The organism is Pantoea sp. XY16 (genome assembly GCF_025153065.1).
Classification (GTDB): domain Bacteria; phylum Pseudomonadota; class Gammaproteobacteria; order Enterobacterales; family Enterobacteriaceae; genus Pantoea; species Pantoea alfalfae.
Genome location: NZ_JANZNP010000003.1, coordinates 263,740 through 278,605 on the forward strand (window position 1 = coordinate 263,740; position 14,866 = coordinate 278,605).

The following is a 14,866-nucleotide window of genomic DNA, read 5'->3' on the forward strand; positions in this document are numbered from 1 at the left end:
AAGGGCATGACACAGAAAGTCGTGAGTATTGGCGATATCAACGTTGCAAACGATCTGCCATTTGTACTGTTTGGCGGGATGAACGTGCTGGAGTCGCGCGACCTGGCGATGCGCATCTGCGAGCACTATGTCACCGTAACAAATAAACTCGGTATTCCTTACGTGTTTAAGGCGTCGTTTGATAAAGCGAACCGCTCCTCCATTCACTCTTACCGTGGCCCTGGCCTGGAAGAGGGGATGAAGATTTTCCAGGAGCTGAAGCAGACGTTCGGCGTGAAGATTATCACTGATGTCCATGAAGCGGCACAGGCGCAGCCGGTTTCCGAAGTGGTGGATGTGATTCAGCTGCCGGCCTTCCTGGCGCGTCAGACTGACCTGGTGGAAGCGATGGCGAAAACCGGTGCGGTTATCAACGTCAAGAAGCCGCAGTTCGTCAGCCCAGGTCAGATGGGCAACATCGTGGATAAGTTCGCTGAAGGTGGCAACGAGCAGGTTATCCTGTGCGATCGCGGCAGCAACTTTGGCTATGACAATCTGGTTGTCGATATGCTGGGCTTTAACGTGATGAAGAAAGTCACCAAAAACAGCCCGGTGATTTTCGATGTGACCCATGCGCTGCAGACGCGCGATCCGTTTGGCGCAGCATCCGGCGGGCGTCGTGCGCAGGTGGCAGAGCTGGCGCGTGCCGGTATGGCTGTCGGCATTGCCGGTCTGTTCATCGAAGCGCACCCGGATCCGGAACATGCCCTGTGTGATGGCCCATCTGCATTGCCGCTGGATAAGCTGGAGCCGTTCCTGGTGCAGATGAAAGCGATTGACGATCTGGTGAAAAGCTTCCCGGAACTCGATACCAGCAAATAAGTTTGCAGTAAAAAGAGCACTGAGTCGCTTAATAAGATGGTGGGAAAGTGCTGCTGGATTCGCTGTGAAATTGAGCCAGTTCAGAGAACAGGGGCAGATCGAAAAGACGCTAAAGCCATCCATGGCCGCTCGTCCCGCGCGATTACGCACTTCATCCCTGAAGTGCGCCCGTAGCCGGGCCAACGCGTTGCGTTGTTCAAAAACGCTCCCGGCGTTTTTGTCCATGGCGCGGAACGCTTTTCTCCTCTGCCCCTTTTCCCTTCACGTCGGGTTCATCTGTTGCTGTCAGATGTATTCTGACCTGGGTTTTCAACGACAAAAAAGAGCGATTAATCGCTCTTTTTTTTCGCCTGAAATCCGGTGACGTTACAGCATGATGGTCATCAGATAGCCAATAAACAGCGCCAGATGCGCAGCACCGTTCAGCACATTGGTGCGGCCGGTTGAGAAGGAGATCTGACAGAGGATCAGCGATGCCATCATAATCACCATCTGCGGCGGCTCCAGCCCGAATATCAGCTCCTGTCCGGTCAGCGTGGCGATAATGGTTACCGCCGGTACCGTGAGTGAGATGGTCGCCAGCACCGATCCGAAGAAGAGGTTCATGGCGCGCTGCACCTGATTCATCAGCACCGCCTTAATCGCGCCCAGGCCTTCAGGGGAGAGGATCAGCAGAGCCACCAGGAAACCGGTGAACTGTGCCGGTGCATTCATCTCCGTCAGCAGGCTTTCCAGCGTGTTGGCGTTCATTTTGGTTACGGCAATAACGGCAATCAGATGCACGATCAGCCAGATGGTGTGCCAGACGCTGCTGTGAGCCGAGGGTTTACCATGATGCGGATCACCATCATCGCTATCATCTTCATGCTCATAGACAAACAGGCTCTGATGCGTTTTGGTCTGAATCAGCAGGAAAACACCATACATCGCCGCGGAAATTGCCGCAATCAGCAGCGCCTGCGTCACCGAGAAATTGCCGCCCGGCAGCGCGTTGGGAAACACCAGCACCAGAATCGCCAGCGGGAAGATAGCGATGAGATATTGCTTTACGCCCGCCAGATTAACGTACTGCGTCGCAAATTTGTTACCGCCCAGCAGCAGCGCAAAACCCACCAGCCCGCCGGTCACAATCATCACTATCGAATAAAGCGTATCGCGCATCAGCCCGGGTGCGGCATCGCCGGTCGCCATCAGCGCTGAGATCAGGCTCACTTCGAGAATCACCACCGACAGGCTCAGGATCAGCGAGCCATAAGGCTCACCCAGGCGGTGGGCCAGCACGTCAGCGTGACGCACAACGCTGAAGGCGCTGCTCAGAATGGCAACCAGCGCCACTAAGTTAATACCGACAATTATCGGAAACGAGGTGTTTGCACCAAAAAAATAGAGTATACCCAGCGTGATAAGCGGAAGTATCAGTGAGAATTCCTTGTGACGTGTTTTTTCATGTGAAGGCATTCACCATCCTCTCTGGTTAATGATTATCCGGACGCAGCGGATGCTGCTGTTAGAAATATAATCAGTTTTAGGGCAGGGCGCAGTTTATCTTTTCACCGGCCCGGATGGGAAAAATTTACTGCTTTTTACTTAAATGCAATAAGTTTCCGAAGGGGTCTTAACCTGAAGTTATCTCAAATATTGCAATAGTAATCAGTCCACAACAATTATGACTTATGCACCTATCCGGTCTCATTCTGCCGCAAATCCGGCTTATGATTGTGATTTGCAGGGCGAGATTCTCCTTTTTAATCTGAAGTGCTAATAAGTCACTGTTTGTATTTTTGCTGTCCTGCGCCAGGCTTAGTGTGAATCCATAAACTGAGGAGCCGTTATGCCTTACGCTAACCGAGCCGACTTACCGGACAATGTAAAACATGTACTTCCTGCACATGCGCAGGAGATCTATCAGCAGGCCTTTAACAGTGCCTGGGATCAGTATAAAGAGGCTGAAGATCGCCGCGGTGATGACTCACGGGAAGAAGTGGCGCATAAAGTCGCCTGGGCCGCCGTGAAGAAAGAGTACGAAAAAGGTGATGATGATAAGTGGCATCCTAAACGTTAACCTGGCGGCTAGCCGGTTTGCGGTAAAGGGCCAGGATTATCTGGTCCTTTTTTTTGTCTGCGCTATCAGGTTTATCTGGTTTTTTTTAACCTGCGACGGGAATCACGCTTGAAACGCCGCGCGTAAATAGATTAATGTCAGTTTGATGATCGAAACGCCGTGCCGTTTTGGCGATCATGTTAAAGGAGCCATTCTGCAGGACGCTGTTGAAGTCGAGGAGGTCGCATTGCTTACCCGGGAATTTCTATTAAGAGCGGATTGTAAAACGTCATTCGGGGATATCGATGAGACGCTGCTCTGGAGTTGCGAGCAGCGCGCGGCTTCGCTGGCAGCCACGCTGGCCTGCCGTCCCGATCACAGCCCGGTCTGGATCTTCGGATACGGCTCGCTGATGTGGAACCCGATTTTTGAGGCGGATGAAGTCGCATCCGGTTCGCTGGAGGGCTGGCATCGTGCTTTCTGCCTGCGGCTGATTGCCGGACGCGGCACCGCCACGCATCCCGGCCGCATGCTGGCACTGAAGCAGGGTGGCCGCACCACGGGACTGGCATTTCGTCTGCCGGAAGCGCGGTTACATGAAGAACTGACGCTGCTGTGGAAGCGTGAGATGATTACTGGCTGTTATTTACCAACATGGTGTGAGTTACAGCTGGAGGATGGCCGCAGCGTCACTGCGCTGACCTTCATTATGGACCCGCGCCATCCGCTTTATGAATCGGACTCCTGCCCGGAGGCAATTGCGCCTTTAATTGCCGCAGCTAGCGGCCCACTGGGATCGAATGCACAGTATCTGTTTGCGCTGGAAGAAGAACTGACCCGGCGCGGTATGGAAGAAGAGAGTCTGAGCCGACTGGCGCATCAGGTGCGGACGCTGCAGCAATCCTGCCTCAGGCAGGCCTGAATCCCGACCTGCATAGCAAAAGGGCGCGTTTTTATGACGCGCCCTTTATTATCTGCGCCGCTGACAGCTGCAACGAACCTGCTAATCCGGTCAGCTAGTTGCCAGGATTAATCAGCCAGGTGCCCGGCTTATCAATCGTCAGAGATTGCGTGTGCAGCTCACTGCCATTTTTAACGTCAATTTTATACTGTCCCGCCGCCAGATTCAGCGCGGCAAATCCGCTGCTGCCAGGTTTGACCTCAACCGGCTGTCCATTCAGCACCACGCTTTCACCGCTCTCCAGCTTAAGATAAACCGTCGCCAGCGCGGCAGGCACGGCGGCGGCTGGCGGGGTTGATGCGGGTGCCTGCGTTGCGGCTGCCGGGTTATTAACGACATCCGGTGTGGCACTATGGCGATTAGCCAGCCAGACGGTGACGACCACGGCCAGAAGCGCCACGGCAGCCAGCCCCAGCAAGCCTGGCGACAGCCGCCGCACCGTGCGCGGCGTTACCGGCTCCGCTGACGCCGCAGCATGATTCATCGCCATCACCACCGGCGGAGCCGCTTCAACCGGCTCCTCGACGGGCAGCGCGGGCGGCTCGCCCGGCACCGGGAAGCTGTTTACCACGGCTTCCACATCACTGACCGGCAGATCAATCAGTGCCGCAAAGGCGTCAATCGTTTGCGGACGATCGCCGGGTTTCATGGCCAGCGCGCAGTCAATGGCATGCAGCAGCGGCAGCGAGTAGCCTTCTGGCTGACGTTCCACCAGCGGCTGATAATTATCTTCAATACAGCGCACCACACTCACTGGCGGTGGATTGCCGGTAATCAGGCTATGCAGCACCGCGCCCAGCGCGTAAATATCGGTCCACGGTCCCTGTTCGACTTCACCTTCTTCGCTGTACTGCTCAATCGGCGCAAAGCCAGGTTTAAGCATGATTTCGGTTTCATCAGAGAGGTTGCCAATCTCTTTACGCGCCGAGCCGAAATCCAGCAGTACCGGCAGCTGGTTCTCCTGAATCTGGATATTGTCGAGCGAGATGTCACGATGCAGATAGCCGGCCTGATGAATAGTGCTGATGGCCCCAAGGAGCGGCGGCAGCAGGCGACGGATCCAGGCTTCAGAGATCGAGGCCGGGCTGGTCAGCTGCCACTCTTTCAGCGTCATCCCGCTGTAGTAAAGCGTGCCCATATAGGCCGTGCCGTTCTGTTCCCAGAAGCGCAGCACGTGCAGCAGGCCGGGATGATTAAAGCGGGCCAGCAGACGCGCTTCCTGAATAAAACTGGTCAGCCCGGCATTAAATAGCTTCTGGAAACGTTCACCGCGCAGCTCCAGCGTTAAGTCGGCGGCACGGACAGCCAGCGACACAGGCATATACTCTTTAATGGCAATAGTACGTTCAAGCTGGTGATCCCACGCGCGATAGACGATGCCGAAGCCGCCGCCTCCGATCACTTCCTTGATCTCAAATTCATTGAAACGGTATCCGTCAGGCAGGGCATTCGGAACGGTTTTCGGATTATCATTAGCCGACATAGTGAACTCTCTGTACACGGCCTGGTCGTCAGGCTGCGCGGTAATTAATTGATGTTACGCCAGGCACCAATGGCAGGATCAACCAGATCCGCGTGCAGGGTGTCGATGAGTAACACATTCACTTTTTGCTGTGGCATGAAATAGGGCGCCCACTGGCTGCGCAATGTATCGACTCGCGATTTCACAGCGTCAGCATCCTGCTGCGCAGCATTCTTATCCATCTTTATTAACAGCGCACCATTGAAGCGCCAGACATGCTGCCGGGGATCAAAAGGCAGCACCAGCCAGCTATCCGGCGTATCCTGGCGTGTCACAATCATGCGCTGATTATTGGCAGCAATGACTTCCAGCTTGCTGTCCGGAATCGTCAGGTTGGCGATGGGGTAACCCTGATAAAAGGTGACCGCAACCGGCGTCGGATGATCCGCTGTCGCCAGCGTCAGTTCACTTTTGCCTTCTGCCCAGCCGTCCGGCGAGCACTGCTGCTTGCTGACATCCGGAATAAACAGGGTCTGTGCATTGTCATCCCAGGCGGTGCGGAAATGGCAGCCGCTGGGGAGATCAAAATGTTGCAGCGGTGTGCTGTTGGCGGGCCGTGACAGGTCGAGTGGGGCAGCATTGCTGTCACTGGCGCTGGCTGTCGCATCCGCCATCACAATCGGCCGCCAGTTCTGCAACTTGCTGGCGCTGCCGCTGGCCAGTACGCCACCCTCTTTATTGGTCATCTGCCAGGGCAGTTCGTCCAGTAAGCCGCACTGATTTGCGAGCAGGGTGCCCACGCGCGGTAAAAAGGTGGTCAGTACGGCCGAATCCTTACTTTTGCCGGAGACGATACGCAGCGGCAGCGTCTCTTTACACCAGTCGTCAGGCGCTTTACTCACCACATTATCGATATAAACCTCCAGCGCCAGGCTGGGGGAGTAGACCACACGATAATTTTCAGCCTGGGCATTAAAGGCAATCAGCAGAGTGATGATGCCGGGCAACCACAGTTTCATAAGGATCCTTGGAATCAAAAACGAGGCGGCAGAAAGCGCGCCGAATCAGCCAGTGAATAGAGCAGTGTTGCCTCCTCCGGCTCACCAATCCAGACCGCCAGTGCGCTGAGATTATCTTTTTTAACGTTGCGGCTCACCGCCTGTTCCATCAGAGCCAGCCACTCTTCGCAGGCATTTACCATGCGCAGCGCCTGTTCCATTTCACTACTGGTCAGATTCAGCCAGAAGCCATCGGTGCAGACCAGAAAAGCGTCCCCATCCTCCAGCGCAATCTCCTGCGAAAAGCTGACTAAGCGAGGCGGCTCAGCGCCGAGCGCATTATAGAGTAAATTACTGTTAATGCCGGTATTTTCATAGCCCGCTTCTTTCAGCTGCTGGGCCAGACTGTGGTCCCGGGTCACCTCGTGAAGCACGCCCCGTCGGAAGTGGTAAACCCGGCTGTCACCGGCATGCGCCCACCATGCACGCTGTTTCTGGCGGTCAATAAACAGGGCTGCCAGCGTGGTGCTCATGCGGGAATATTTCGGATTTTTACCCTGTGCCTCATGCAGCGCTAAGCGGCACTGCTCGATCGCCTGATGGGTGATTTCCGGCGTAAAGTCGGTGTGCGCCTGTATCTGGCTCAGCAGGGTGTCGCGCACCAGCTGTGCCGCCATCTCGCCACCGGGTAGACCGGCCACGCCATCGCAGACCACAAAACAGGCTTTTCGCTCATCCAGCTCGGCACCCGTGCGATCCTGATTCTCATCGCGTAGCCCCTGCTGGCAGCGGCTGGCAAAAACGATTTTCATGCGTCGTCCACCCGCGTCTGAGAATCTTTATACTGATTCACTTCCATGTCATAGGCATGAAGGAAAGCTTCGCCAAACAGCGTATGGAAATCATCTTCGATCTCACCGGCAGTACGCTGGTAATTACGCATGAAGTAGTCCCATAGCGCCGCTTTCTTCGCGGTGGAAAACGGCAGTTTTGACACCAGACCATCGGCGCGCGCCTGCTCCTCCAGCCGCTGCGGATTAAAGGATTGCAGCATCGCCGCGATAATGGCGCGAATGCCGGCAATCATGCCCAGCTGGTGGGCCTGCAGATCGACCAGCGCATCGCGCACTGCCTGTTCCGGCGGCATAAATCCGGGCATCTGACTCTGATACATCTGCATCAGCACGGTTTTGCCGGAGGGCAGGATTTTGAACGGGTTGTTGGCCTCATTCAGAATCATGGTCATGTCCGCTTTCACGCCCCGTTTGAGAATGGAACGTGATGAGAGCAGGGCCACGGTGCCCTGAGAAAAGAGGCTCAGCATCCGGCCGGTAATGCGCATCTGCTCTTCGTCAACCGGTGTGGCGTGGCCGTTGCTCAGCCCCATGCCGTCCAGCAGGGCGGCGATTAGCCGATCCTGATCCACCGGCTGTGCCGCCAGCGCCCGGCGTGGCTCACTGGCCTGCGGCTCGATCGCCAGCCGCGCATCACTGTGACGCTCGTGACGTGAAGGCGGCACGTCGTTGACCAGCAGCCGATCCTCAACCTCATGATGTTCGTGAATGCCCAAAGGATTCGCGGGCTGGGCGCTGTCACCCGCAAACAGCGCCAGCGGATCGCTCTGCGCGTTCTGGCAGGCGGGATCGCGCACTTCGAGCGCATACTCACCGATACGCAATGCGTCGCCGTGCTTAAGCAGCACCTGCATGCCGCGACCCAGCGTAATGCCGTTATGCTCGACCGGCGTTACGCTGCCCTGGTTGGTCAGCCGGCACTCCCCGTCATGCGACAGGTGAACCAGCGCCTGCAGGCGCGAAATAGCCCGCGTCTCATCCGGCAGCACCAGATCGTTGTCCTGACTGCGGCCGATGGTGCCGCCAGGCGGTTGAAACGCGACGCTTCTGACCGGAACATCCGTAGTGCATTGCACGATGGTAAATTGCATGAGTTATCCCAGATTGAACGGCAAACGCATCCGGCCTCACTCGAACATCGGAGGATAGAGGCCATTACGTCCCGGCTGTGCACCTGCCGCCGGGTTAAACAGTAACGAAAACAGTTGCGCCGTGAGGTTGCCGCTGTGCTTGTGGGTCGCATGGGCAAAACCATCACTGCGATTACTCCACCAGTAGCTCATATGCTGCTGAGGGTCGAAACGTTCGGCCACTTCACGCCAGCTCAGCGTGCAGGGCAGATCCTGAAAACCGATCACATCCATAATCTCAGAGGGCTTCCTGGCGGGCACCAGCAGCGGCGGCAGCGCCTGGATCTGCTGCTCTAACTGCTCGCCGTTCAGCGGCGTCTGAACCGCCCGTAACAGGGTCACGCCCAGATCCTGAAACCATTCACCGGAGATGGTCAGCTGAGCCGGATGCCACTGTGCCAGCGGAAAGCTGTGCAGTGCCAGCAGCGGCCAGGCGCGCCCGACGCGGTCACAGGAGGGCAACAGACAGCCCATCTGTACGTGTGGCCGGGTCGCGGTCACCGGCAGGACAAAGTTCCATACCGGCGCGTGAAGAAAGTTCGCGCTGTATGACCAGGCCTGCTGATGCCAGTGCATTAATCCCTGCTGGAACCAGTGATTCCACGGGCTAATCTGTTGCTCACTCAGACGACGGTGCAGAAAGTCACCGGTCGACGGCAGCTTGCCATACCAGCCGGGGGCGGTGTAAGCAGCCATGTTCACCTCACCATTACTCGCTTTGCGAGTGTGATCGCGCGGCCGGCTGCAGCGGTGCTGCCGCCAGCACGCTGCCCGCCTGGCCCGCGATTTTAAGATTGTCTGCCAGCTTGCGCATCATCAGTGCATTGTCACGCGCATAAGGCGATGACTGAATCTGCTGATCCAGCAGCTGGCTCAGGTGCCAGTCGAGCTGCTGCAGATCGCGGGCGCTTACCGTATCGGGCAGCGAGCGCTGTAAGTTTTGCAGCAGCCATGCCCGTAAAAATTCGCCATCGTAATTGCGCGGTTGATAGAGCATCTGATAGGCGCGCAGCGCATTGCGGCTGTAGGCGTTATCATCACCCGGATCGTTGCGCAGAATGTTGGTGATCTGCTGCGCCACGCGCGGCAGCAGCAAAGACTTAAGCGCATTTTGATAAAGCACCCAGGCGGCATCGCTGACCTGACTGCCGCGATATAAGCCAGCCCGCATAGTAAGCGGCGGATTATCGAGAGAAAAACGTTCCGACAGCGGCAGCTTCACCAGGTTGTTAAGAAAGGGTAGCAGATCAAAAATATTATCAGCAGGCTGATGAATCACCTGCTGACTCTGCTCACGAATGGCGGGTACGCGCGCGGCCACCTGCTGCAGATAGTGCTGATTCTGGTAGTAGCTGATGCCCCACAGGCTGGAGGCGATTAACAGCGCGCCTGCCAGCACGCCGTAGCCAATCCAGTGGAACAGCTGATTGCGATACTCCCAGCGGCGATTACTGCCCGCCAGCCCGCTCTCTTTAAAGACCAGATCGCTCAACAGGTCACGAATAAAGAAGCTCTGGCCTTTGTTGCCGGGAATCGGACTGTTGCGATTAACGCTGTCCCAGGCGGCAATCGAATGTTCGCCCGCCTGACGTAATTGCAGTTTACGGCTCAGTTCACCCATCACCCGATCAAACGGCAGGCCTTCCTGCGTGCCGCTGGTAAAGAAGAGGCCGCGCGGGCTCCAGGCGACGGCATCCTGATGATCAGAAAAGACGATATCGAGATACTCGTTCAGCAGCGGGCGCAGTGAGGCGAACTCCTGCGGGAAGAGGAAGCATTCAGCGCGCTCATTCAGGTCGCGCTCCTGAGTCATCTGCTCCGCCAGCTGCTGCTGTAGCTGCTCTTCCAGCCGCTGAAATTGCTGGCCAAAATGACGATGCCAGTCATCTCTGTGCGGCCTGGTCGTCTCCCGGTTAAACGTAAAGCCCCAGATAGCGTCACGCCGCGCTTTATCAATGTTGCCGAAGTAGCTCATAAAGCCTTTCAGCAAATCAGTTTTGGTGACCATCACATAGACCGGGAAGTGAATGCCTGTCTGCTGATGCAGTTCCGCCATGCGCTCACGCAGCGCACTGGCCTGGGCAAAACGCGCTTCGGCAGAATCGCTCAGCAGATCGGCCACGCTGATGGTCATGATGACACCGTTAATCGGCTGGCGGGTACGATAGCGTTTCAGCAGATTGATAAAACTGTGCCACTCCGCGGCATCGCGCACGCGCTGGCTCTCCTGCAGCGCATAACGCCCTGCAGTATCAATCAGCACCGCGCTGTCGGTAAACCACCAGTCGCAGTTGCGGGTGCCGCCGACGCCACGAATCGCCTGCTTACCCAGCGTATCGGTCAGCGGGAAATCGAGGCCCGCATTAAACAGCGCGGTGGTTTTACCGGCACCGGGCGCACCCATCACCAGATACCAGGGCAGCTGATAGAGGTAATTGGCATTAAAGCGCGAGAGCAGATTGCCGCTGTGACGCCGGCCAAACTGGGTGCGTTTCAGCTGCATCGCCGCTTCGCTGAAGCGCTGATTAAGCCGCTCCTCCGTCATCTGGCGTTCCGCCGGATCGTCGTTGCCCGCCAGTTGAAGCTGGGTCAGTAAGCGGCTGTTAAACCAGGCACGATAAAGCGACGGGATTAGCTGGAACAGGATCCAGAGAAAATAGAGCGCGCTCACGGTGAGCTGGCGAGGGAGCACCGGTTCCAGGGGACGCGACTCGCCCCATGTCCAGAACGGCCCCAGCATCCAGACCAGACAGCTCAGCGCCGTGACGCCAATAAAGCTCCACAGCAGGCGATGCGTTAACAGCAGGCGAAGGGAAGCGCGCATTATTGTGCTCCTTGATGATTACTGAGCGTTTCAGGCGCGGCAAACAGGGTGATCTCAACGCGGCGGTTGCGGGTCCGGTTTTCGCTGCTGTCGTTGGGCAGCAGCGGGTCGCTGTCACCACGGCCTTCAGAGCGTACCGTATGACCGTCCTCCAGCTGCAGCTGCAGCAGCTGGGTGATGGCACGGGCGCGGGCGAATGAGAACTCATAGCTGGAGGCAAAACGGCTGTTATCCACCGGATGATCGTCGGTAAACACGGACACCAGAATGGTGCCTTTGACATCTTTCATCGCAGTTGAGACGCGGGCCAGCAGCGCGCGGCCCACCGGGTTAATCACCGTGCCTTGCTCGGCAAACAATTTGTCTGCGGGAATAATCACTTTACTGCCAAAGGCACCATCGCTGACTTCGAGCTGTCCGGCAGCGATCACATCGTTCAGTCGCTGACGCAGATCGAGCAGCGCCTGCGGAGAAGAGGGACGGCGGCCCGCAGTAATCTGCGGCAGCGGGGTCTGATAGATGGTGCGCAGCAGCGGTTCGGCAGCGTTGCCGAGTCGCCAGTTCAGGCCGCTGTAGATCAGGCAGCCGATGAGCGCGACCAGCATGGCGCAGGCCCAGAGCGGCACCATCGGGCGGGCGAGGGTACTGACCAGCGGATGCACCTCGACCAGCGGGGGTTGCGGGGTCTGGCGCTGGGCGCGCGTCTCGTCAATCAGGCTTTTCAGGCGCTTACGGATACCGTCGCACTGGGCGCGGCCATTTTCACTGCCGCGATAGCGGCCTTCATAGCCCAGCAGCAGGCAATATTGCACCACTTCCAGCAGCCAGAGGTGTTGTTGCGGACTTTGTGAAATGCGCGACAGCAGCTGAAAGAATTTCTCGCCGCCCCAGCTTTCATTGTGAAAGGTCACCAGCATGCCGTTGCCCGACCAGACGCCACGCGTGCCCCAGGGGGTTTGCGCCGCGGCTTCGTCCAGCGCGCTGCAGATGCAGTAACGCGCGCCGATAATCATCTCAAACGGCAGCCCTGCCTGTTTACAGCGTTGTTCAAACTGGCGAATTTCATCGATCAGAGACTGGCGCAGACCCGCAGGGTCATCATGGGTGGCTGCCTGACGAATTTGCACCACCGCATTCAGCAGTGGCGCCGCAGCCTGAAGTAATAGATTCTCATTGCCCGAGGGGGTCGCCTCACGCGCAGGGGATTCCACAGTCATTAATTCGTGATCTTCCAGCCAATGGCAAATCCCTTTACCCGCAGCACAGGACGGTGCTGCGGGCAATATGCGCCGGATTTCATATTCAGTCTAAGATCCAGGTCGCGGTATCATTAGTCCGACAGGCTTTACTCGCGCCCCCGACGGCCACGCAGACCTGTTTCGCTTTCCGCGGACGGGGACGATCGCTCTGCAGCGTGGCATCGTAACGACTGCTCTCTACACCCGCTTTTAACGGTACATAACCAATCAATGGGCCATCGGCCTGGTCAGCAATCGCCAGCCAGCTGTGCTCCACATTACCTAATACTTCAAACGGTTTACCCGTTTCGAGATAGCGAACGACTTTGCCGCCGTAATCCGGCGAGGTCATAACCGAGGCACCATAGAGCGCCCGCCAGGTCTGATTGACCGGCTCAAATTCAGTCGGTGCTGCGACAGCGTGTCGATGGACCAGTTTAACGCCGTTAATTTCGCTGGTGACCAGCGTATCGTCAGTGACGGGCGGCGGCGGGGCCTTACAGCCTGCCAGGGTAAGCACCGCCAGCAGCGTTAACGCAAGACTCTTTTTCACCATGTTCCTCGTGATCTCATCAAAGTATCTGCATATTGCCAGGCCCGATGCAGGAGGCACTGTTTTTCGCGCCGCATCGTGCCGAAAGTCTGTTTTTCAAAAAAAGTTCAGATTACATCAGGATAGTTACGCGTTTAGTCTACCTAAGACTTTTGAGAATTCAAACCATTGCACACGCTGCCGATGCGTGATAGCAGACGCTTTCTGGGCGGGCTGCGATATAAGAAAAGCGCCAGGCAATGCGATAGTTAAAGCGAACTGAATTATCGCGGGGACAAACTGGTTGAGAACAGTGCCGCGCATTCTGGCATGCAATGGATTCGATTGGAAACTATTAAGTCTTTCTAATATTTTGCTGCCGAAAAAATTTATCTCTTCAGCTAAACAATCTTATCAAAATCAGAATTTACGCGCCGGATACGCCTGCCTGTTTTCCGGAAAGCGGCACGCCTTTTGCTTCAGAAAGGTTTTAACGGCGGAGAGGTGAAACATGGATGCCCTGACCTGGCTGCAGGCCTCGCGTGACAGCGATATTGCCAGCCTGCAACGGCTGCTTGAAACCGGCGAGCTGATGGCCGCCGTCAGTGAGCTGGTTCATCGGCTGCAGCGGGAACGCGGCGCAAACAATCTCTGGATCTGCTCCGGTGGCACGCTCTTCAGCGCCGAGCGCCACGCCCGTCAGCAGGAGGTCAGCGCCGGCCTGCACCATTTTTACCAGGCGCTGCCGCACGCCATAGCACAGCCCGGTTTCAGTCGTTTCTGCAACCTGATTGCCGCCGCCCTGCAGGCACTGGAGGGACTGCCCGCGCTGCGTCAGCAAATCAGCCAGCATGAGCGGGATCAGGCTGCGGCGATGGCGGCGTTTAATCAGGTGATCCGCACCTTACTCAATCTGGTGTTTGAGGCAGCCGACACCGCCAGCGATCCCGGTATCTCGCGTGCACTTATCGCGCTGTTCAGTTTTATGCAGGGCAAAGAGCTGGCAGGACAGGAGCGGGCCATCGGCTCCGCGGGCTTTGCGGCGGGGCACTTCACGCCTGAGCAGCGCAGCCAGATGGTGGCGCTGATTGCGGCTCAGGAGCAAAGCTTTACCACCTTCCGGGAGTTTGCCGACGGCGTCGCCTGTGCAAGCTGGCAGCCGCTGTCTCAGGCCAGCCGGGATATCGAACGGCTGCGGCGCATCGCCTGCACCGGTAGCCAGTATGATGAAACCGGCGCACTGGAGTGGTTTTCTCTGCTCTCCGATCGGCTGGACCAGATGAAAACCCTGGAGGATGCCCTGACGGCCACGCTGATGCAGCGTTGTCGTGAGGCGATTGAGCAGGCGCAGCAGCAGGCGGCATCGCCGGTCGTTCGGGGCGACAGCAACTTCTCGCTCTACGTCTCGGGAGCTGACTGGCTGCCCGGCGCGGCTGCGCTCAACAGTGACGGTCTGGCCCCGCAACTTGGACGGTCGGTGCTGTCGCTGATTGGTGAGCAGTCACAGCGCCTGCAGCAGCAGGCGGATGAGCTGGCATCAATGCGCGCTTCACTTGACGAGCGACGGGTGATCGATCAGGCCAAGCACTGGCTGATGAAGCAGCAGGGTTTCAGCGAAGAGGCCGCCTGGCAGGCGCTGCGCAAAAGTGCGATGAACCAGAACAAACGGGTACTGGAGATCGCGCAGGCGGTGCTGGCGGTGGCGAAAACCCTGAGCAACTAACCCGGACGAGGTAGCTGCACAGCCTTTGTGCGTGATCTGCGTCAGAAACGTGCAAAAAAGGTTAATTTCTCACCAGGCTGCCCCCCGCAGATTGGCATTAACACGGCTTGAGCGATCTGGCACACCCTTTGCTTTAACCCTACAGAGAGTACGCATTGCTCCCGCCAATGGCGGTGGGGTCGGTGCTTTGGATAAAGGCGTCCATCCGCAGGCTTCGGCTTGTCGGAGGATGCCTTTTTTTA

Annotated in this window: 13 protein-coding genes; 4 read left to right on the top strand and 9 right to left on the bottom strand. The window is 57.2% G+C overall.

Going from position 1 to position 14,866, the window contains the following annotated elements; genetic code table 11:
• The first annotated feature begins 6 nt into the window (after positions 1-6).
• The gene (gene kdsA, locus N1689_RS04170) at positions 7-861 is read left to right on the top strand and encodes a 3-deoxy-8-phosphooctulonate synthase (protein WP_033732390.1); all 855 of its coding nucleotides are present in this window, start codon (positions 7-9) and stop codon (positions 859-861) included.
• Between the two features lie 366 nt (positions 862-1,227).
• Here kdsA and chaA read toward each other — a convergent pair whose 3' ends face one another.
• Positions 1,228-2,319: a sodium-potassium/proton antiporter ChaA gene (gene chaA, locus N1689_RS04175; RefSeq protein ID WP_260058037.1), complete on the bottom strand. Its 1,092-nt coding sequence runs from the start codon at positions 2,317-2,319 to the stop codon at positions 1,228-1,230.
• Between the two features lie 373 nt (positions 2,320-2,692).
• On the opposite strand from chaA, the gene chaB reads away from it, so the two are divergent.
• Both chaB and N1689_RS04185 read left to right on the top strand, forming a co-directional pair.
• Positions 2,693-2,923, top strand: coding sequence for a putative cation transport regulator ChaB (gene chaB / locus N1689_RS04180; RefSeq protein WP_161735589.1), 231 nt, complete (start codon positions 2,693-2,695; stop codon positions 2,921-2,923).
• Between the two features lie 226 nt (positions 2,924-3,149).
• Positions 3,150-3,824: a gamma-glutamylcyclotransferase gene (locus tag N1689_RS04185; protein ID WP_202605020.1), complete on the top strand. Its 675-nt coding sequence runs from the start codon at positions 3,150-3,152 to the stop codon at positions 3,822-3,824.
• Between the two features lie 94 nt (positions 3,825-3,918).
• Here N1689_RS04185 and N1689_RS04190 read toward each other — a convergent pair whose 3' ends face one another.
• The 8 genes from N1689_RS04190 to N1689_RS04225 all read right to left on the bottom strand — a co-directional run bounded on the left by N1689_RS04190 (position 3,919) and on the right by N1689_RS04225 (position 12,925).
• On the bottom strand, positions 3,919-5,346 hold the full coding sequence (locus N1689_RS04190; protein WP_222924134.1) for a serine/threonine-protein kinase: 1,428 nt from the start codon (positions 5,344-5,346) through the stop codon (positions 3,919-3,921).
• A gap of 44 nt (positions 5,347-5,390) precedes the next feature.
• On the bottom strand, positions 5,391-6,344 hold the full coding sequence (locus N1689_RS04195) for a hypothetical protein (protein ID WP_161735595.1): 954 nt from the start codon (positions 6,342-6,344) through the stop codon (positions 5,391-5,393).
• A 14-nt stretch (positions 6,345-6,358) separates the two neighbouring features.
• Positions 6,359-7,135, bottom strand: a complete 777-nt coding sequence (locus N1689_RS04200; protein ID WP_161735597.1) for a PP2C family serine/threonine-protein phosphatase — start codon at positions 7,133-7,135, stop codon at positions 6,359-6,361.
• On the bottom strand, positions 7,132-8,268 hold the full coding sequence (gene tagH, locus N1689_RS04205; protein WP_161735599.1) for a type VI secretion system-associated FHA domain protein TagH: 1,137 nt from the start codon (positions 8,266-8,268) through the stop codon (positions 7,132-7,134). The genes N1689_RS04200 and tagH overlap by 4 nt, the downstream gene beginning before the upstream one ends.
• A 36-nt stretch (positions 8,269-8,304) precedes the next feature.
• Positions 8,305-9,003, bottom strand: coding sequence for a type VI secretion system-associated protein TagF (gene tagF, locus N1689_RS04210; protein WP_260058040.1), 699 nt, complete (start codon positions 9,001-9,003; stop codon positions 8,305-8,307).
• Between the two features lie 13 nt (positions 9,004-9,016).
• Positions 9,017-11,131: a type VI secretion system membrane subunit TssM gene (gene tssM, locus N1689_RS04215; protein WP_260058041.1), complete on the bottom strand. Its 2,115-nt coding sequence runs from the start codon at positions 11,129-11,131 to the stop codon at positions 9,017-9,019.
• Entirely contained in the window at positions 11,131-12,348 is a 1,218-nt protein-coding gene (gene icmH, locus N1689_RS04220) for a type IVB secretion system protein IcmH/DotU (RefSeq protein WP_161735605.1), read from the bottom strand. The genes tssM and icmH overlap by 1 nt, the downstream gene beginning before the upstream one ends.
• An 85-nt stretch (positions 12,349-12,433) precedes the next feature.
• Positions 12,434-12,925: a hypothetical protein gene (locus N1689_RS04225; protein WP_013357636.1), complete on the bottom strand. Its 492-nt coding sequence runs from the start codon at positions 12,923-12,925 to the stop codon at positions 12,434-12,436.
• 487 nt (positions 12,926-13,412) lie between these two features.
• Between N1689_RS04225 and N1689_RS04230 the strand changes: the two genes are divergently transcribed.
• Positions 13,413-14,624: a nitrate regulatory protein gene (locus N1689_RS04230; RefSeq protein WP_222924132.1), complete on the top strand. Its 1,212-nt coding sequence runs from the start codon at positions 13,413-13,415 to the stop codon at positions 14,622-14,624.
• The last annotated feature ends 242 nt before the right edge of the window (positions 14,625-14,866 follow it).